Genomic DNA, 18,019 nt, shown 5'->3' with positions numbered 1-18,019 from the left:
TTGTAACTTTGCGTATCTCCTCACTTCTTTAAACAATACTATGAAACGCACCAATTATTCCTCCGGAGCCATCTGGGAAGGTAAAGTCGGCTATTCAAGGGCTGTAAGAGTAGGCAATATCATTGAAGTATCCGGTACCGTGGCAACGGACAACGACAAAGTAGTAGCAGAAGGTGATGCGTATGAACAAACAAAGTTTGCACTGGCCAAAATTGAATCGGCCCTCATCAATGCCGGCGCCACCCTACACGACGTAGTACGCACCCGCATGTTTGTAACAGATATATCCCGGTGGGAAGAATATGGCAGGGCCCATGGCGAATTCTTTAAAAGCATTAAACCCGCCACCTCCATGGTAGAAGTAAGTAAACTGATTGATCCCCGGTACCTCGTGGAAATTGAGGCAACCGCTATTATTGAGCAGAAAGCATAAAGCAGAAAGCAAAAAGCTATTGTAGCGAATGAATAGTGCGAATATATCCGCTTTAATCATTCGCTACAATAGCTTTTTGCTTTCTCTTTTATGCTTTCTGCTATTTATACAATTCTGTCCATTTCAGCATTCCACCTACCAGGTTTTTGGTATTGGAGAAGCCCATAGAGTCCAGCAGCATGCAGGCCTGACCGCTGCGGTTGCCGCTACGGCAGTAAACAATCATTTCTTTATCTTTCCAGTCTTCGATTTCTTCTACATCCATCTGTTGAATGAAACCTAATGGAATATGTTTGCCTCCGATATTGAATTCTTCGCGTTCATGAGGTTCTCTCACGTCTAATATATAGAGCTCTTCGCCGTTATCTATGCGCTGTTTCAGCTCTTCTGCGGTGATATTTTGCATGTTATAGGAATTTAAAATCAAATCAAATTACGTCATTTTCTGTTATTCCTGGTTGGCCGGTTTCGCGGTGGCAGTGCTATCCACTACCGGCTTGGTAGCTGATAACCAGAAGTCTACGCTCTCTCCTGCCCTTAGCATATTGAAATCGCCGATTTCATTTTTGCGGGTAGGCACCTGCTTAATAATATAGGCATTAGCGGTATCTGTTACATTAGGATCAATGATCACCGTACCTGCATTCAGGTTGCTGGCACTCAGGATTTCGCGGGCTTCGGCATACGTGAGTCCGATGAAACTAGGCACCGGGTTTTCCACACTGCCAGTACCGCTACCTAATATCAGGGTAATGTTGCTACCTTCTGCAACAGGGGTACCTGGTTTTATTTTCTTGCCATTCAGCAACTGTTGCAATACAGAGTTGGTGGCAATATCCGGGCGATAAATAGTATCTCCTACATTGAGGCGCATGCTTTTCAGCATCATTTCAGCACTACGGAAAGTCAATCCTTCCAGGTCCGGCATTTTCACCATAGGCGCCACTACTTTATTGACGGTCAGGTAAATAGTTCTGCCCACTTTCACCTGCGCACCTTTATCAGGTGTTTGGGCATATACGGCCAGGGCAGGGATAGAGTCCACATAGATGGAGTCTCTTACATCCGCTTCAAAACCGGCTTTTTCCAGCAGTTCAATGGCTTCCTTTACATTTTTTCCATGTACATCGGGTACTGTCAGCTGTTGGCCATGTTTGGTAATAAAGCCCAGCATAGAAAAGAACAGCAAGGCCAGCGCAAAAAACATAGCGATAACTGCTAACAGATTGACGACAAATGAACGTTTGGTAATAAAGTCGAACACGATAAATATATTAAGTGTGATAATCCTTATTTCATGCTCTCTTCCAAAAGCAAGCCATAAAATTCCTGCAGGGTTTTGCCTGCCGCCCTAACCTGCTGTGGTACCAGGCTATTTTCTGACTGTCCGGGCATGGTATTTATTTCCAGGAAATATAATTTCCCGGTACCTTCTTCATAGATAAAGTCTACCCGTACAATTCCTTTACAGTTCAACTTATTATACAATACAGCAGATATTTCCTGTACCTGCCGGGCTACTTCAGCAGCAACGGGCGCTGGGGTAATTTCGTTGGATACACCCGGCGTATATTTTGCCTCATAGTCGAAAAACTCCTTGCTGCTAACCACTTCAGTAATGGGCAGGGTAGTAATAGCGCCATTGGAGCGATACAGCCCCATAGTCAGTTCCCGGCCTTTAATAAACTCTTCAATCAGTATCTGGCAATCCTCGTTAAACGCTTTATCAATGGCTGGTTGCAGTTCTTCCGCCGTTTTTACCTTAGACATGCCAATGCTGCTGCCACCTTCTGCCGGCTTCACAAAAACAGGCAGGCGCAGTTGCTGCAATATTTCAGCGGTATTATAAGGCTGATCACGGAAAATATGCACCGATTTGGATACATTCACCACGTTCAGGGCATCTACCACCTTGTTACAATAGCTTTTATTGAATGTCAGGGCTGACGTCACCATACCGCAGCTGGTAAAAGGAATACCGAGCATTTCAAAATATCCCTGCAAACGGCCATCTTCTCCCGGTGTACCGTGAATACCAATGAATACCGCATCAAAAGTGATTTTCTGGCCATTGATGGTTAAAGAAAAATCATTTTTATCAACCGCTATCACTTCTCCTCCGGCACTGGTATAGCTCCAGCTATCCCTGGTAATAATAATCTTGTAAACATTATATTGGTTACTATCCAGGTTATTTTCAATTGTTACTGCACTCTGAACAGATATCACATATTCCCCGGAATATCCACCGGCTACCAAAGCTATATTCTTCTTCATAAGATATTTTACAATAAGCGGGTAAAGTTAAAGGTTATTTGTTAATTGTCAAGAGACACGACCTGCTCTCGTGTTGCTGTTCAAATTACATAAAAAAAACCGTCACCACCAAAGCGGGAACGGTTTTTTAAGCTTCTTTAAGAATATATTAAAGATGCAGTTTCGCCTGCTTTCCAAGCAGCTCTTCTACGGTTTCCTGGTACATCTCGTCCGGAACGCAGCAATCTATCGGGCAAACCGCTACACATTGCGGTTCTTCATGAAATCCCTGGCACTCTGTACATTTATTGGGTACAATATAGTAGGCGTTTGCATTAACAGGGGCATTCCGTTGTTTAGCATCCATTACTGTTCCGTCCATCAGGGTATAGGCGCCTGTTAATGTGGTACCATCAGCCATCGCCCATTCAACACCTGCTTCGTAGATCGCGTTATTGGGACATTCTGGCTCGCAGGCGGAGCATCCGATACATTCATCTGTGATCTTAATTGCCATTGCGTAAGTTTTTAGGTGAGGGACTGGGGCATTATCAGGGTTCAAATTACATAAAAAAACCGTCCCAGCCGGAGCTGTGACGGTTTTTTAAGCTTCCTTAAAATTATATTAAAGGTGCAGTTTCGCTTTCTTTCCAAGCAGCTCATCCACTGTTTCCTGGTACATTTCGTCCGGAACGCAGCAATCTACCGGGCAAACGGCAGCACATTGTGGTTCTTCATGAAATCCCTGGCATTCTGTACATTTGTTGGGCACAATATAGTAGGTATCTACGCTGATAGGGGCATTACGCTGATCAGCGTCCATAACACTACCGTCCATCAGGGTATAGGGGCCTTTTACAGTGGTGCCATCGGTCATGGCCCACTCTACACCGCCTTCATATATCGCATTATTCGGGCATTCCGGTTCGCAGGCGCCACAGTTTATACATTCGTCTGTTATCTTAATTGCCATAGTGTAAACTTTTTGGTTAAGTAGTAAGCCATTAATTTTGTGTGACAAAAATAAAATTTTCCCGGTTTAATCAAGTCAATTATTTATATAGTTTCATGAACATAGCAGAAAAAGAAGCCGCATTGGTGCGCCTGGGGCAGTATCTGGCGGAAAAAAGCCCGGAATTGGAAGCAGTGAAAGAGCGTGCTTATATTGCAAATGGTTGGTTTATCCCTTCCTTTATAGACAATGCCCTGGACAATATCACCCAATATTTCCTCTCTCCTGCCCCCTTACAGCAGTGGTTAGCAGGCTATCCGACCGTGGGCAACAGCCGTACTCCTAAAACCGTGGGAATCGTATCTGCCGGTAATATTCCCCTGGTAGGCTTCCACGACTGGCTTTGTGGCTTCATCAGCGGACACCGGGTAAAAATGAAACTTTCCGGTAAGGATGAAATCCTGATGAAACACATCCTGGAGAAGATGAGCGAATGGTACCCGGAAGAAGCCCATCAAACAGAAATACAGGACATGCTGAAAAATTGTGATGCCTACATTGCCACCGGCAGCAACAATTCTGCCCGGTATTTTCACTACTATTTCGCCAAATATCCCAACATTATACGCCATAACCGTACTTCGGCCGCCATACTAACCGGCAAAGAAACACCGGAAGAATTATCCGCACTCGCAGATGATATCATGCTGTACTTCGGGCTTGGGTGCCGAAACGTTACCAAAATATATGTACCGGTAAACTATGATTTTGTACCGCTGCTGAAGGCTTTGGAGAAATACAGCTACCTGGCCGATCATCATAAATACAAGAATAACTACGATTATAACCTGGCACTGCTCCTCCTGAATGCCAGCCCATATATGACCAATGGCGCTATACTGCTGCAGGAAAACACGTCCCTGTTTTCCCCGCTCAGTGTATTGCACTACAGTTATTATATAGATATGGCCCAGCTGCAACAGGAGCTTTCCGGTGAAGAAGCGCTGCAGTGCCTCGTAGGACAATCATTTACGCCCTTTGGCAACGCACAACAACCTTCCCTCAGCGACTATGCAGACGGGGTAGATACGATGAAATTTTTCCTGGAAATATAGCAGGAGAGCAGAAAGTACAAAGCTATTGAAATGAATGACGATGGTGGACATACGCTTTAATCATTCGCTTCAATAGCTTTGTGCTTTCCGCTTTTTGCTTTCTGCTTCCTAACAAATTGTCGCATTTACTTGTTATATTGACATAGATGCTGACAAGGTTGTCAGCCAGACATTAAGCCGCGTTTAACGATTACGATAAAAATGTGTTAAAACAAATCATGGGTATACCGTTTCATTCTTCCCGCAGGTTAAATTTGTAGTAAGGGCATGTAAATTGATCATATCCCGGCGTTATTATCTCATTAATTATCACGCAAACACACTATAATATGAAATTCAAGCAAATCGTTACAACTGTTCTTATCAGTGCTGTAACTGCCGCTGCCTCCATATTTGTGTATGGCAAATATATACAGCAAAGGCAACCTATGGTTTTCCAGAATGGCACAGAAGTCCCCGTAAATTACGCGCGCTACATGCCAGGTACAACAGGCAATGTAAACGCAACCCCACCCTCTGATTTTACGACTGCAGCAAAAGCAGTGGTTCCCGGTGTAGTGCATATCAAAACAAAAATCAATCCCCGTCAAGTCACGAATGGCAATAACCTTCAAAGAAAGCGCAGCATTTTACAAGATCTTTTTGGAGATGAATTTTTTGGAGATGAATTCAATGGCGGTGGCGATGGCCGCAGATACTACATTCCCGGCCAGATGGCATCCGGCTCCGGTGTGTTGATTTCTTCCGATGGTTATATTGTTACCAATAACCACGTGATTGCAGATGCTGATGAAATCAGTGTCACCCTCAGCAACTCCACCAAAACATTCAAGGCCAAGCTGATAGGTACGGATCCCAGCACTGACCTGGCCGTGGTTAAAATTGAAGCTTCCGGCCTCCCCTACCTGATTTATGGTAATTCCGATAACGTGGAAATTGGTCAATGGGTACTGGCAGTAGGTTATCCACTGAACCTGGATGCTACAGTAACCGCGGGTATTGTGAGCGCCAAATCCCGCTCTATTGGTATCAACAAAAGCGGGGGTAAAGTAAACAGCGCCATCGAATCCTTTATACAAACCGATGCTGCCGTGAACCAGGGTAACAGTGGTGGTGCGCTGGTAAATACTGCCGGTGAGCTGGTGGGTATTAACTCCGCCATCGCCTCACCTACCGGGTCTTATGCAGGGTACTCCTATGCCATCCCGGTAAACCTCATCAAAAAAGTGGTGAACGATATCCTGAAATATGGTAACGTTCAAAGAGCTTACCTCGGTGTAAAATATGCTCCTTCTTCTCTCATCGCCAATATGAGCGACGAACAACTGAAAGATGCAGGTATCAGAAGAGATGTAAATGGCGTACAGATAACAGAAGTAATGCCTAACAGTTCTGCAGCTGCTGCCGGTCTTCGCACAGGTGATGTGATTACCGCCATCAATGGCGTGAAAATCCCTACCACTTCTCAACTGAGCGAACAAGTGGCCCGGTACAAACCAGGCGACAAAATTTCCATCACCTACCTGCGCGACAACAAAGAAGTTACCGCGGAAAATGTAGTTCTGAGAAACCTGAAAGGTAATACAGACCTGGTGAAGGTTACCACGCTGGATCGCCTGGGTGCAGATTTATCTGAACTGGACAAAGAACAGGCTGCCCAACTCGGTGTAAATGGAGGTGTAGTGGTAAATGATATAGGTAACGGTATCCTGAAAAAACAAACTACCATGGCCCCAGGCTTCGTTATCCTGAAAGCCGGCAACGTTCCTGTTACCTCTGTGGATGCGCTGAGTTCTGCGGTGGAAAAACAAAAATCTCTCAAACTGATTGGCTTCTACCCTGAAAAAGGTAGCAGCATCTATTACTACAATATTACTACCGGTGCCGGTAGCGAAAATCTCTAAGCTTACTTTAGAGGGCTTCAAAAATTTAAAAGTCCCGTTCCCGGATAAACCGGGGCGGGACTTTTCCATTAAGTCGTACATGCATTGCCTGGAAAAGCATATCATGCAATTAGCCAATCTATGAAAACCCATTATGAAAATAATATAAGTATATGACATTACTTTCCACGATTCCGTGAAAGCAGAGAAAGAACCAGCGAATGATAGAAAATGCATGTTAAATGCGAGGAAACCTGGATTATTCGTTACCCAAAATGACGGAAACAGCCCTTAACAAGCGTCTTTTAACACACTAAAAGCAACAGGCCCACGCGAAGCGCAGGCCTGTTAATATAATTTTTCCAGCTAACTGCTATAAGTTAATCACTCCTTTCAGCTGGGTAAAGAATTCATCTTTTTTACGGGAAGAGATCGGAATATTCTTCTGATCGCTCATCACCACGGCTGTTCCCAGGCCTTTGATGATTTTTACGATATGGTGAATATTGATGAGGAAAGACTTATGCACCCGATAAAATCCTTTATCAGAGAGCATTTCTTCGTATTCCTTCAATGATTTTGAAATAAGATGGGAAACATTGTTGATGAGCTGAATCTTGGTATAGCTATCAAATGCTTCGCAATAGATAATGTCTTTCAAATCAATCACATTATACCCATCGTTGACAGGAATAACGATTTTTGAGAAAGCGTTATCATTGTTTTTGACATAATCTTTCAGGATAGATGCCAATTCGTTGAGCCGGCCCTTCTTGCTCTTTTTTACCTTTTCCAGGGCATCTTCCACCTCACTCACCTTGATTGGTTTCAACAAATAGTCCAGTGCTGCAAACTTAATGGCCTGCAGGGCATATTCCTGAAACGCGGTGATAAAAATGACTTCAAAATTCAGTACAGGAAACATTTCCAATAGCTGAAACCCATTGTGTGGTGGCATCTCAATGTCAAGAAACAGTACATCAATGGGGTTATTCTTAATCATTTCTGCCGCCTCATTGATATTCTGCGCTTCACCGACAACCGTTACATCCTTGCAGTAGTTCTCCAGTATATTGCGTAAAATATGAATGTTGCGGACTTCATCGTCTACAATGGCAGCTTTTATATTACTCATAACATCTTAACAATGGGAATCAGTATTTCAACTAAGGTACCTTCCTTATTGCCGAAACCAGATTTAAATTTATCAATAATTTCTAACTTTCCAACACTTCCATTAAAAGATTTTATAATCTGCAACCGCTCCTTAATCACGCTAAGTGCGGTAGACTCATGTTTAATGAGCCTTGAACTTTTAATGCTATTTGACTTATCCCAGCCTATACCGTCATCATCCACGGAACAATATAAGAGATCATCTACAATTTCCAGCTTAATTTCCAGGTAACCGCTAATATTCTTTGGTGCAAGGCCGTGTTTAATGGCATTTTCCACGATGGGCTGGATAATCATTGGTGGAATGTAGATGGTATACTCCTTCAGGGCATCTTCGAGAATGAAATGATACTTAAAGGAATGTGCAAACCTTATTTTCTCCAGTTCCAGGTACCGTGTCAGGAACGCGATCTCTTCTTCCAGCGAAATATAGGATTTACGGGAGTTATTGAGCATCTGCCGCATCAGTGTGGCAAAATCTGCCAGGAAATTAAGGGCTTGTTTTTCCTCTTTCTCCAGGATAAGATGCTGCACGGAGTTCAGGGAATTGAAAATAAAATGCGGGTTCATCTGGTTGGTCAGCGCTTTGGCTTCCAACTCTGCGATGCGCCGGTTGTATTCCGTTTTTCGCTTTTCTGCCTGTTTAATACGCCGGATGATGTAACGCAATCCTACCAACACCAGCAGCAGTCCTGCCAGCAGCAGGATGCCTCTTGCCCACCATTGCTGATACCACCGGGGCAGGATATTCACATCTATGTTCAGCGTGCTGGACCAGTCGCTTTTGTATTTGCGGGCCCTCACCATCAATTTATAGCTACCTGGTTGTAAATCAGGGAACGGGATAATGTTCGACATGGTAGTGATCCACCCGTTAGTCGTATCTCCCGAAAAATTATACTGGTATTCCACCAGCTCCGGCAGATCAAAAACGATGGTACCGAATTCTGCCTCAAAAGAAGCCTTTCTTTTATACAGGTGCAGGAAAGCATTGGCTGCCAGGAAGGTACTGTCGCCGTAGCGGATATTATTCAGGTAGATCACCGGCGGAACCGTGTCTACCGGGATATGATCCGCATTGAAATAGCACAGCCCATTGGAGGTGGCTATATACAGGATATCATGATCGGCGTATACCCCACGGATATCGTCAGACATCAGGCCATCGTTGGAGGTGATATTACGTGTAATGGATTGTGTTTTCACATCAATCACAGATACGCCGCGGTTGGTAGCCACATACAGGCGGCCCACGCCATCGTAGTAGAGTTGCTGGCAAATATCACTGGCCAGGTTGTTGGCGGAGGCAAGATGTTTCACTATCGCATCATGCTGCATCACATAAATTCCCTGGTCGCTGGTACCAATCCACAGAGCGCCGTTGATCCACTTCAGGTCTTTGATATTTACCTTACGCAGGGTATCCGGACCGGCAGGCTGCAGCTGCTTTTTGCCATCTGTGCAAGCATAAAGTCCGTTGTTGGTTCCAACATAGTAATCGGAGTCATTGACGCTGGCGATGGAGGTGACCAACATATCCAGGTCGCTGATGGTATAATCATCCAGGGCGATTACCTGGTTTTTCGCTGCCACCCTGATTTTGCCGGCGGGCGATATATCTACATCCTTCAGCATTTTTATACCTTTCAGGAGAGATGTTTTATGCGTCCCGGTATTAAAATCATACAGTCCGTTATCGGTGCCTATAAGTACATGATCGTCTTTTAGCGGCATCATGGTTAACAGGCTATTGCGCCCGGAACTGGTGTCTATTGTATACTGATTGCTGATGTGGCCTTCCCCATCCATTGTATTGAGCACGCCTGCACTTTGCCCGATTAGCAGCAGGTTATTCTTTTTATCCTTGCTGACGCTGAAAATGGAATGCGAGTAAAGGCCATTGGTATTATCGAGATAGCTGAAATAAAAATTTTTATAGGGGATATTATACACGCCATCTCCAAAGGTGGTAATCCAGATGTTACCATCCCGGTCTTTCAACAGGGAGGTGATGTAGTGGTTGTCGAGTAACTTGATCTTCTTTTTTTCGTTTTTAAAATATCCCTTCAGGAAAAACAATGCGCGCTGGGTACCTACCCACAGGTTATCATTGTCTACGCACATATGGCTGATATCATCATGGATCCCCCATTCTGCTCCGTTAAAAAAGCACAGGGCATGGGAGGCGGTATAGGACCAGATGGTATTCCGCATAATAACAATGGCGCTGTCTTTGATGCGGGCGCGCAATCCCGGGTCATCTAACGGATACGGACATACGGGATCTATTTTCTGACCAGTGTTAGCGGGATCAGTCAGACTTTCCAGGTGAAAAAAGGCATCCAACGGGTGGAAGATGTTGTAATTTCTCATCATGAAAAGCAGATCCGCACCGGATTTGCCGAATTTATCGTAGGTGGTTTCTTTACCGTTGTACTGAACAATCCGGTTGTTGGTATTCAGGAACCAGATGAGCCCTCCTCCTTTACCTTCAAAAGCATACTGCATGTAATGGCTGCGGCTGTTAAAGATCAGTGAGCTATCATTTTCTTCACTGTGGATAACGGATTTTTTGTAGAAGGACGGTTTTCCATTGAGGGTAAAAAACCATACGCGGCCTTTGGAATCGGCGGCCAGTTTTACGACGTCGTTATCTGTAAGACCATCTTTTTTAGCGTAGTTACGGAATCGTTTTCCATCAAACTTACTGACGCCGGTGGGAGTAGCAAACCATATGAAACCGTCTTTATCCTGCACAGCAGCATAAACAGTGGCGTTGGCCAGTCCGTCCTTTACATTATAGTTACGGATCATCAGCCCCTGGGCCAGCGTATTAGTAACAGTGCAAAAGAAAACCAGCGCCCATAACATTATGTAACGGTTCAAGGGCATCGGATCGTTTTAATGATTTATTGAAGAATTACGAATTACGAATTACGAATTACGGGTTTGTGCGGAGATGGTAAACGCGAATGATATTCGTTATAATCTACCCACAAATCCGTAATTCGTAATTCGTAATTCGTAATTCTTTCTAGTACGCTCTTGCGAACAACACCCTTTCTTTGGACGGTTTGCCGGTCAGAATACAAGTGCCTTCTTCCTGCGGATTGTTGAGCGGAATGCAGCGGATCGTAGCTTTGGTACGTTCTTTTATCTGTTCTTCTGTTTCGGCGGTACCATCCCAGTGCGCAGAGATAAAGCCACCTTTTTCCTCCAATACTTTCTCAAATTCTTCGAAAGTATCAACACGGGTTATGTGGCTATCGCGATACGCTTTAGCTTTATTGAAGAGGTTGAGTTGAATTTCTTCCAGCAGTTCCTGAATGCGGGCAGGTAAACCATCCAGCGACAGGCTCATTTTTTCCTTGGTATCACGGCGGGTTACTTCCGCCACGTTATTTTCGAGATCTCTCGCGCCAATGGCTATACGAACAGGTACGCCTTTCATTTCGTACTCTGCGAATTTCCATCCCGGACGGTTGTTGTCGGAGTCGTCGTATTTCACGCTGATACCGGCTTTCCTCAGTTCCTGTACGATAACATTTACTTTTTCATCGAGACCGGCTTTCTGATCAGGGCCTTTATAGATAGGGACAATCACTACCTGGGTAGGTGCAATTCTCGGAGGCAATACCAGTCCCTGGTCGTCGCTGTGTACCATGATGAGTGCACCGATGAGGCGGGTAGATACGCCCCAGGAGGTAGCCCATACATAGTCCAGTTTATTTTCCTTGTTGGAGAACTGTACATCAAATGCTTTGGCGAAGTTCTGACCGAGGAAGTGGGAAGTACCTGCCTGTAAGGCTTTACCATCCTGCATCATCGCTTCAACGCAGTAGGTTTCTACGGCGCCGGCAAATCTTTCGCTGGCGGATTTGATACCACGTACTACGGGTACAGCCATATAGTTTTCAGCAAAATCAGCGTAGATGTTCAGCATCTGTTCTGTTTCTGCGATGGCTTCATCGGCCGTAGCGTGTGCGGTATGTCCTTCCTGCCAGAGGAATTCGGTGGTACGGAGGAAAAGGCGGGTACGCATTTCCCAGCGCACTACGTTGGCCCATTGGTTGATGAGCAGTGGCAAGTCGCGGTAAGACTGGATCCAGTCTTTATAAGTATTCCAGATAATTGTTTCGGAAGTAGGGCGAACGATCAGTTCTTCTGCCAGTTTGGCTTCCGGATCCACGATTACGCCACCGCCATCGGGGTCGTTTTTCAGGCGATAGTGGGTTACTACGGCGCATTCTTTCGCGAATCCTTCTACGTGTGCAGCTTCTTTGCTCAGGAAGCTTTTAGGGATGAACAGCGGGAAGTAGGCATTCTGGTGGCCGGTTTCTTTAAATTTACGGTCCAGTATATCGCGCATGGCTTCCCACAGGGCAAATCCGTATGGTTTAATTACCATACATCCTTTTACTGCGGAATAGTCTGCCAGGCCGCCTTTCAATACCAGGTCGTTATACCACTTTGAATAGTCTTCTGAACGGGCTGTAATCTCTTTACTCATAAAAATTATAACTTATTTATATCTCGTTATTTTTAACTCCTTTCCGACTCAATTTGTCGTGTCAAAATTAATTTCACCTGACAGCCGGTAAAAGCTGGATTGGCTTAGTTTTTGTCACTTTAATATGCAAGAGGAAAATTCCACAAACATAGATGAAAAACATAACTGTGCAAATAGTTATCAGAAAATAATATCACCTAGACTATGTTATTGTAACTTTCTTCCACTGAAATCCGTTAAAAAGAAGTAAATTTACTACACGAATCACGCTTAAAACATATTTCAAATGAAGCCTATATTATACATCGGACTGGCCGCATCGCTCGCACTGGGAGCGTGTTCCAGTACCTATAAAACGGCTCAGACTCCGGATGATGTTTACTATTCTCCGCGTCAACAGCAGCGTACCTATGCCTCTAACAATGGTTCGAATGGCAATAGCCGTCAGGATGAAAATGATGCGAACTACGTACAGGGCACCCAGGATGATGGTGGTACCTATGTGACTTACCAGGATGAGGACCAGGGAGATTATCAACGTCGTCTGAACAGATTTGGCAGTAACGGCAATAACTATTCCGGTAGTTACTGGGATGGTTACAATGATGCTTCCAGCATGTATATGATGAATAGCTTTGGAATGGGTTATGGATATGGCAGCGGCTTTGGACTGGGTTTCAGCCCATACAGCAGCTTCTACGGACCTTCTTTCAGCATGGGACTCGGCTGGGGCATGGGCGGTTATTATAGCCCATGGAGCATGGGTTACTATGGTGGATTTGGTTATCCATATGTTGGTAGCTATTGGCCTTCTTACTACTACCCCTATTATGGCGGTGGATACTATGGCGGTGGCTATTACGGACATGGCTTCTATGGTGGTGGATACTATCCCAGCCGTCCGGCCGGATCTTACGGTCCTTCCCGTTCCAGTGGAGAAAGAATCATTTCCAGACCTACGTATACCAGTGGTGGTAATGTGAGTGGCGGCGGTGGATATACCCGTCCTAACAGAACCGGTACTTTCCAGCCAGTTAATGGCGGTAATGGTAGCGTAAACCCAGGTGGTGGCAGCACAGACAGACCACGCCGGGTGTTCCAACAGTCCAGCTCTGAAAGACCAGTGACCAGACCAGTTTACGAAAACAACGGCGGCAACAATGGTAATAGCGGTGGCTATTCCCGTCCGCAACGTGTAGAATACAGCAGACCTGCTCCTTCTCCTGCACCCAGCTATACTCCACCTAGCTCCGGCGGTGGCCGTATCGGCGGTGGTAACAGCGGTGGCGGCGGCGGCGGATACAGTCGCCCATCCAGGGGAGGCCGTTAATAAAACATTGACAAGATAAGCGTAGCCTAAAAACCTACGCTTATTTTTTATCTTCGCACAAGGTTTTACCCATATAACCGTTATACTCATTGCAGCACACGTCAGCATCAGTAGAATAGCCTGCAAAGCAAATCTCATTTATTAAGTTTTCAGATCATGATTAAAAGACTTTATCCTCTTTTAGGCGGCTTGTTTTTATCTGCGACAGCCATGGCCCAGAGCTCAAACGACGCATTACTTTATTCACCCAACCAACCTCATGGTACGGCCAGAACACAGGCATTAGGTGGTGTTGGTGTGGGCCTTGGAGGAGATTATTCATCCGCACATCTTAACCCGGCGGGTATCGCCATCTTTAAAACCGGAGAATTTCATATCTCCGCAGGCGTTGGTATCTCCCAGTTTACTTCTAATTACCTTGGCAACGGCCAACTTGATAATAAAGGCAACCGCACTAATTTCCAGCTGCCTTCCCTCGGTGTGGTAATGGCTACCAATAAAAATGATGGTGCCAGCACCTGGAATAACATCACCTTTTCACTGGGTATGGAACGCCTCGCGAACTATAACAATGAAATGGCCATTGCCGGACGTAACAACGTATCTTCTCTCAGCGATGCATGGGTAGATGACTTTTTTGACGCTGGTAAGCCTGCCCAATCACTGGGTGCTGACCTGGCAGATGCCACCGGCCTGTTTGCTGATTACCAGCCCACTACCGGCAATAAACAATTAATGACCCTGGCTTCACCTTCCCGGCAAATAGGTAACCTCGCTGGTATCCAGCAAAGAGGCATCCTGAAAACAGAAGGCGGACTGAATGAATATGCTTTTGCCATTGGTGGTAACTACGGTAACCGCCTGTACATCGGCGCCAGCCTGAACCTGCCCAGCATTAACTATAAGGAAACACTTTCCTGGTCTGAAGATGATGCCACCGGGGATAAAAACAACCACTTTAACTACTTTGACTATACGAAAGTGTTAAGGCGCACTGGTCTTGGATTTGGTGGTAAATTGGGTATCCTGTACAAGATATCAGATCACTTCAGATTAGGCGGTACCTTTGCAACTCCTACCTGGTACTCTCTTCACGACAGCAAAACAGCAGAACTGTATTCTGATATAGAAGATAGCAAAGGAGAAGTAGGCGCCAGATCCGTTGATCTCAACAATGGCTACGCCACAGAATACGACTACAACTATACTGCGCCATTGCGTGCTGCCGCCGGCGCATCTTATTTCTTCGGCGATTTGTCTGCTCCTAAAACCACACAAGGATTTATCTCCGCTGATTACGAATTCGTAAACCAGTCGTCCGGTAAATTCAGAATGAGTGATGCCAGAGGCGTACAGGACGATTTGAACAATAATATCAGTGCTATCTATAAATCTACTTCCAATATCCGCGCAGGTGCTGAGGTAAGATTCCAGGCCATGTATGCGGTAAGACTCGGTTTTGCAGCCTTTGGCAATCCATATAGCAACGATCCTTACAACGCTGGTATCGACGCTTCCCGCAAAGTATATAGCGGTGGTTTAGGTTTCCGTAACAAGGGTTTCTATGCAGATCTTACCTATAGCTATACCCAGGGTGATGACAGATACCAACCGTATAATGTGTTTCACGAAGCGGGCAAACCTGATCTGAGCCCCAAAGCAGCTACCCTGGCTTATAACAGAAGCAATATTATACTGACATTAGGATTTAAGTTCTAAGATTATTGTACATCTTTATAAGAGAAAGGCCCCTCACAATGAAGTGAGGGGCCTTTCTCTTATAAACTTATGAATTATTCATTACTCCATCCGCAGGCTTTTTACCGGGTTCTCCAACGCCGCTCTTATGGACTGAAAACTCACGGTGAGCAAGGTAATCAGTAGTATCGCGCCGCCCACCACTGCAAATACGTCTACGCCTAAACGAATATGATAGGCAAAACCCTGCAACCAATGATCCATGAAATACCAGGCCAGTGGTAGGCCTAAGATGATAGCAATAGCAACAGGACGGAAAAATTCTTTCGATAACATCATCACCACATTTGTAACAGTAGCGCCTAACGTTTTACGGATGCTGATTTCTTTACGCCTGCTTTCCGCAGTGAAAGTAGCCAAGCCAAATAACCCCAGGCAGGAAATGAGCAATGCCAGGCCGGTAAAGTATTTCGACAGCGCGGCTACCCTTTTTTCCGCTACGTATTGCGCCTGGAAATCATCATCCAGGAATTTATAATCGAAGGTAAAACCAGGGTTATACGTATTATAAAAGGACGCAAGTCGATCCAGTACTACTTTGGTTTCACCGGCTTTTATTTTCACCATCACGGTACTGTTGTGAAAATCCATCATGAAAAACTGCGGCTTGATGGTTTCGTGCAGCGACTGGAAATGGAAATTTTTCACGACACCGATAATAGTGGTGGTCATGCCATTGAACTCAATTACTTTTCCTACCGGATCCGTAATACCCATAGCGTTGATGGCCGCTTCATTAAAAATAATGTTGGTACTATCTGTAGCAAAATCGTGGGAGAATGGCCGGCCGGCCGCCATTTCGAGGCCCAATGTTTCAATCATATCATAATTAACCAACACCGGGCGGCAGAGAATCGTTTCTTCCGTACCTCTCCCCTTCCAGCTATAACCCATGCCCGGCGCGCCCAGCAGGTTGCCTACCATACCGGAGGCATTCACTACACCCGGGATTTTCTTTACGGCGGCCAGGAAAGCCGGCATCCCTTCTTTCGCCACCTTTCCCTCTGCATCAAAATATACTACATGATCCTTATCGTAACCGGTTTTCTTTGCCTGTACATAAGCGATTTGGCGGTAGATGGTTATCACGGCCACCATAAATAATACAGAGAGCGTAAACTGAAATACCACCAGCCCTTTGCGCGCCAGTAGCTGACCAGTACTGGTTTGTATTTTTCCTTTCAGTACGGCCAGCGGATGAAAGCCGGAGAGGTACAAAGCCGGGTAACTGCCTGCCAGCAGGCCGGTGAGTAGTGTGATACCCAGCACGGACAATATCATGGCCGGTTGCATAGTGATATGCAGCGTTTTACCGGTAATATCATTGAAATACGGCAGCAGCAAGGCTACCATTCCCAGTGCAATGATTAACGCAGCAAAAGTCAGCAGCGTCGATTCGCTGAGGTATTGCCCGATCAGTGTGAGGCGGTTGGCACCAATGGCTTTGCGGATACCCATTTCTTTCATTCTTTCGGAAGCCCTGGCAGTGGAGAGATTCACGAAATTGATGGCCGCAATCAGGATAATGAACAGGGCGATCAGCGAAAACAGTTTTACATAGCTGATACGGCCGCCTGCCACTACCCCATTTTCGTAGGTGCCATACAGGTAGCTATCACTGTAATGTTGCAGGAACATGTTCCGGTTACTGCCGGCACCTTTGGTGATACCGGTCATGAAGCTGCTCAGCTTCGCATTAAATGCGGGTACACTGGTACCGTTTTTCAACACGAGATAAGTGAGAAAAGGCCCCTGTGGCTCCATGCCGGTAATGTTCATGATATCTTTGAAGGCATCAAAGGGTAATATAAAGTCGAATTGTGTGGAAGAGTTAGCGGGTGTGTTTTTCAGGACACCTGTTACAATGCTGCTCTTTTTAATTGCATCAAATTGCCAGCTAACCGTTTTGCCCACGGCATTTTCTGCCTGGTGAAAAAGTACCTGCGCGAGTTTCTCGGAAATAACGATGCCGTTTTTATCCTGCAATACCTGCTGTGCGCTCCCTTGCAACAGTGGATAGGAGAAAACGCGGAGATAATCTTTCCCGGCGAAGATGCCGCCTGCCTTACTGCGTTGTTCGCCTGCAGACAATATTACTTTAGGAAACCAGGAAGGCGGTGTGCTTGCCGTTGCATATTCCACTTCCGGCATGTTGGCGGCGAGTGTTTCCGCTAGCAGAGCGGGTGTTTCTCCTGTGGTAACAATACCTTTTTCGTGTGGTTTATTTTCCATTACCTGGAACAGGTGCTGGTCGTTCTGGTGAAAATGATCAAAAGCGCGTTCATCCTGTGCCCATAGGTAAATGAGCAGGGTGCAAGCCAGGCCGGTAGACAGGCCGATGAGATTCAGGATAGTAAAGCGCCTGTTTTTTACCAGTTGGCGCCAGGCGATTTTCAGGTAGTTTTTAAACATAAGCGGATGTTTGTGTGGGCGAACAGCTTTGAAAAACGTGAAGCAGCGAAGAAAATGCCATGATAGCATCTGCCTAAAAACAAATCATATACATATTTTATATAAAATAAATTTGTTCGGTTTTAGTACAATGGCTGTTCGTATTTGTTTTCCGGGAGATCATCCACGCGGTGAGCATACTGCTGCTACGTCAT

General features: G+C 45.4%; 14 protein-coding genes. 5 read left to right on the top strand and 9 right to left on the bottom strand.

What is annotated here, in order from left to right; genetic code table 11:
- Positions 1–40: 40 nt before the first annotated feature.
- Complete coding sequence (locus AC5ZC7_RS05870; protein ID WP_496160526.1) at positions 41–433, top strand: Rid family hydrolase; 393 nt, start codon at positions 41–43, stop codon at positions 431–433.
- Between the two features lie 100 nt (positions 434–533).
- Here AC5ZC7_RS05870 and AC5ZC7_RS05865 read toward each other — a convergent pair whose 3' ends face one another.
- The 5 genes from AC5ZC7_RS05865 to AC5ZC7_RS05845 all read right to left on the bottom strand — a co-directional run bounded on the left by AC5ZC7_RS05865 (position 534) and on the right by AC5ZC7_RS05845 (position 3,662).
- Complete coding sequence (locus AC5ZC7_RS05865) at positions 534–839, bottom strand: rhodanese-like domain-containing protein (protein WP_496160527.1); 306 nt, start codon at positions 837–839, stop codon at positions 534–536.
- A 42-nt stretch (positions 840–881) separates the two neighbouring features.
- Positions 882–1,697, bottom strand: a complete 816-nt coding sequence (locus AC5ZC7_RS05860; RefSeq protein ID WP_496160528.1) for a PASTA domain-containing protein — start codon at positions 1,695–1,697, stop codon at positions 882–884.
- Between the two features lie 26 nt (positions 1,698–1,723).
- The gene (locus AC5ZC7_RS05855; protein WP_496160529.1) at positions 1,724–2,710 is read right to left on the bottom strand and encodes a D-alanine--D-alanine ligase; all 987 of its coding nucleotides are present in this window, start codon (positions 2,708–2,710) and stop codon (positions 1,724–1,726) included.
- 148 nt (positions 2,711–2,858) lie between these two features.
- Positions 2,859–3,206, bottom strand: a complete 348-nt coding sequence (locus tag AC5ZC7_RS05850) for a 4Fe-4S dicluster domain-containing protein (RefSeq protein ID WP_496160530.1) — start codon at positions 3,204–3,206, stop codon at positions 2,859–2,861.
- Between the two features lie 108 nt (positions 3,207–3,314).
- Entirely contained in the window at positions 3,315–3,662 is a 348-nt protein-coding gene (locus tag AC5ZC7_RS05845) for a 4Fe-4S dicluster domain-containing protein (protein WP_496160531.1), read from the bottom strand.
- A 95-nt stretch (positions 3,663–3,757) separates the two neighbouring features.
- Here AC5ZC7_RS05845 and AC5ZC7_RS05840 point away from each other — a divergent pair, with 95 nt between their 5' ends.
- Positions 3,758–4,756, top strand: coding sequence for an acyl-CoA reductase (locus AC5ZC7_RS05840; protein ID WP_496160532.1), 999 nt, complete (start codon positions 3,758–3,760; stop codon positions 4,754–4,756).
- 329 nt (positions 4,757–5,085) lie between these two features.
- Positions 5,086–6,660 carry a trypsin-like peptidase domain-containing protein gene (locus tag AC5ZC7_RS05835; protein ID WP_496160533.1) on the top strand — a complete coding sequence of 525 codons (1,575 nt, stop codon included), beginning with the start codon at positions 5,086–5,088 and terminating at the stop codon, positions 6,658–6,660.
- A gap of 352 nt (positions 6,661–7,012) precedes the next feature.
- Here the strand turns inward: AC5ZC7_RS05835 and AC5ZC7_RS05830 are convergent, their stop codons facing one another.
- The 3 genes from AC5ZC7_RS05830 to proS all read right to left on the bottom strand — a co-directional run bounded on the left by AC5ZC7_RS05830 (position 7,013) and on the right by proS (position 12,325).
- Entirely contained in the window at positions 7,013–7,774 is a 762-nt protein-coding gene (locus AC5ZC7_RS05830; RefSeq protein ID WP_078672331.1) for a LytR/AlgR family response regulator transcription factor, read from the bottom strand.
- Positions 7,771–10,701 (bottom strand): histidine kinase, encoded by a 2,931-nt coding sequence (locus AC5ZC7_RS05825; RefSeq protein ID WP_496160534.1) that lies wholly within the window; start codon positions 10,699–10,701, stop codon positions 7,771–7,773. The genes AC5ZC7_RS05830 and AC5ZC7_RS05825 overlap by 4 nt, the downstream gene beginning before the upstream one ends.
- Before the next feature lie 148 nt (positions 10,702–10,849).
- Positions 10,850–12,325, bottom strand: coding sequence for a proline--tRNA ligase (proS, locus tag AC5ZC7_RS05820; RefSeq protein ID WP_496160535.1), 1,476 nt, complete (start codon positions 12,323–12,325; stop codon positions 10,850–10,852).
- 286 nt (positions 12,326–12,611) lie between these two features.
- Here proS and AC5ZC7_RS05815 point away from each other — a divergent pair, with 286 nt between their 5' ends.
- Both AC5ZC7_RS05815 and AC5ZC7_RS05810 read left to right on the top strand, forming a co-directional pair.
- Positions 12,612–13,655, top strand: a complete 1,044-nt coding sequence (locus AC5ZC7_RS05815) for a hypothetical protein (protein ID WP_496160536.1) — start codon at positions 12,612–12,614, stop codon at positions 13,653–13,655.
- Between the two features lie 210 nt (positions 13,656–13,865).
- On the top strand, positions 13,866–15,374 hold the full coding sequence (locus tag AC5ZC7_RS05810) for a hypothetical protein (protein ID WP_496160537.1): 1,509 nt from the start codon (positions 13,866–13,868) through the stop codon (positions 15,372–15,374).
- Between the two features lie 81 nt (positions 15,375–15,455).
- On the opposite strand, the gene AC5ZC7_RS05805 is transcribed toward AC5ZC7_RS05810, so the two are convergent.
- Complete coding sequence (locus AC5ZC7_RS05805; RefSeq protein WP_496160538.1) at positions 15,456–17,825, bottom strand: ABC transporter permease; 2,370 nt, start codon at positions 17,823–17,825, stop codon at positions 15,456–15,458.
- Positions 17,826–18,019 lie beyond the last annotated feature (194 nt).

The sequence above is a fragment of the Chitinophaga sp. 9-1-y genome (assembly GCF_059511905.2).
Note: the sequence above shows the minus strand (reverse complement) of the source record. Positions and strands in the feature narration are given on the sequence as shown.

What these genes read in the sequence shown, in the direction of transcription:
- AC5ZC7_RS05870 (WP_496160526.1), top strand. Translation starts at nt 41, where the DNA reads ATGAAACGCACCAATTATTCCTCCGGAGCCATCTGGGAAGGTAAAGTC.
- AC5ZC7_RS05865 (WP_496160527.1), bottom strand. Translation starts at nt 839, where the DNA reads ATGCAAAATATCACCGCAGAAGAGCTGAAACAGCGCATAGATAACGGC.
- AC5ZC7_RS05855 (WP_496160529.1), bottom strand. Translation starts at nt 2,710, where the DNA reads ATGAAGAAGAATATAGCTTTGGTAGCCGGTGGATATTCCGGGGAATAT.
- AC5ZC7_RS05850 (WP_496160530.1), bottom strand. Translation starts at nt 3,206, where the DNA reads ATGGCAATTAAGATCACAGATGAATGTATCGGATGCTCCGCCTGCGAG.
- AC5ZC7_RS05845 (WP_496160531.1), bottom strand. Translation starts at nt 3,662, where the DNA reads ATGGCAATTAAGATAACAGACGAATGTATAAACTGTGGCGCCTGCGAA.
- AC5ZC7_RS05840 (WP_496160532.1), top strand. Translation starts at nt 3,758, where the DNA reads ATGAACATAGCAGAAAAAGAAGCCGCATTGGTGCGCCTGGGGCAGTAT.
- AC5ZC7_RS05835 (WP_496160533.1), top strand. Translation starts at nt 5,086, where the DNA reads ATGAAATTCAAGCAAATCGTTACAACTGTTCTTATCAGTGCTGTAACT.
- AC5ZC7_RS05830 (WP_078672331.1), bottom strand. Translation starts at nt 7,774, where the DNA reads ATGAGTAATATAAAAGCTGCCATTGTAGACGATGAAGTCCGCAACATT.
- proS (WP_496160535.1), bottom strand. Translation starts at nt 12,325, where the DNA reads ATGAGTAAAGAGATTACAGCCCGTTCAGAAGACTATTCAAAGTGGTAT.
- AC5ZC7_RS05815 (WP_496160536.1), top strand. Translation starts at nt 12,612, where the DNA reads ATGAAGCCTATATTATACATCGGACTGGCCGCATCGCTCGCACTGGGA.
- AC5ZC7_RS05810 (WP_496160537.1), top strand. Translation starts at nt 13,866, where the DNA reads ATGGCCCAGAGCTCAAACGACGCATTACTTTATTCACCCAACCAACCT.
- AC5ZC7_RS05805 (WP_496160538.1), bottom strand. Translation starts at nt 17,825, where the DNA reads ATGTTTAAAAACTACCTGAAAATCGCCTGGCGCCAACTGGTAAAAAAC.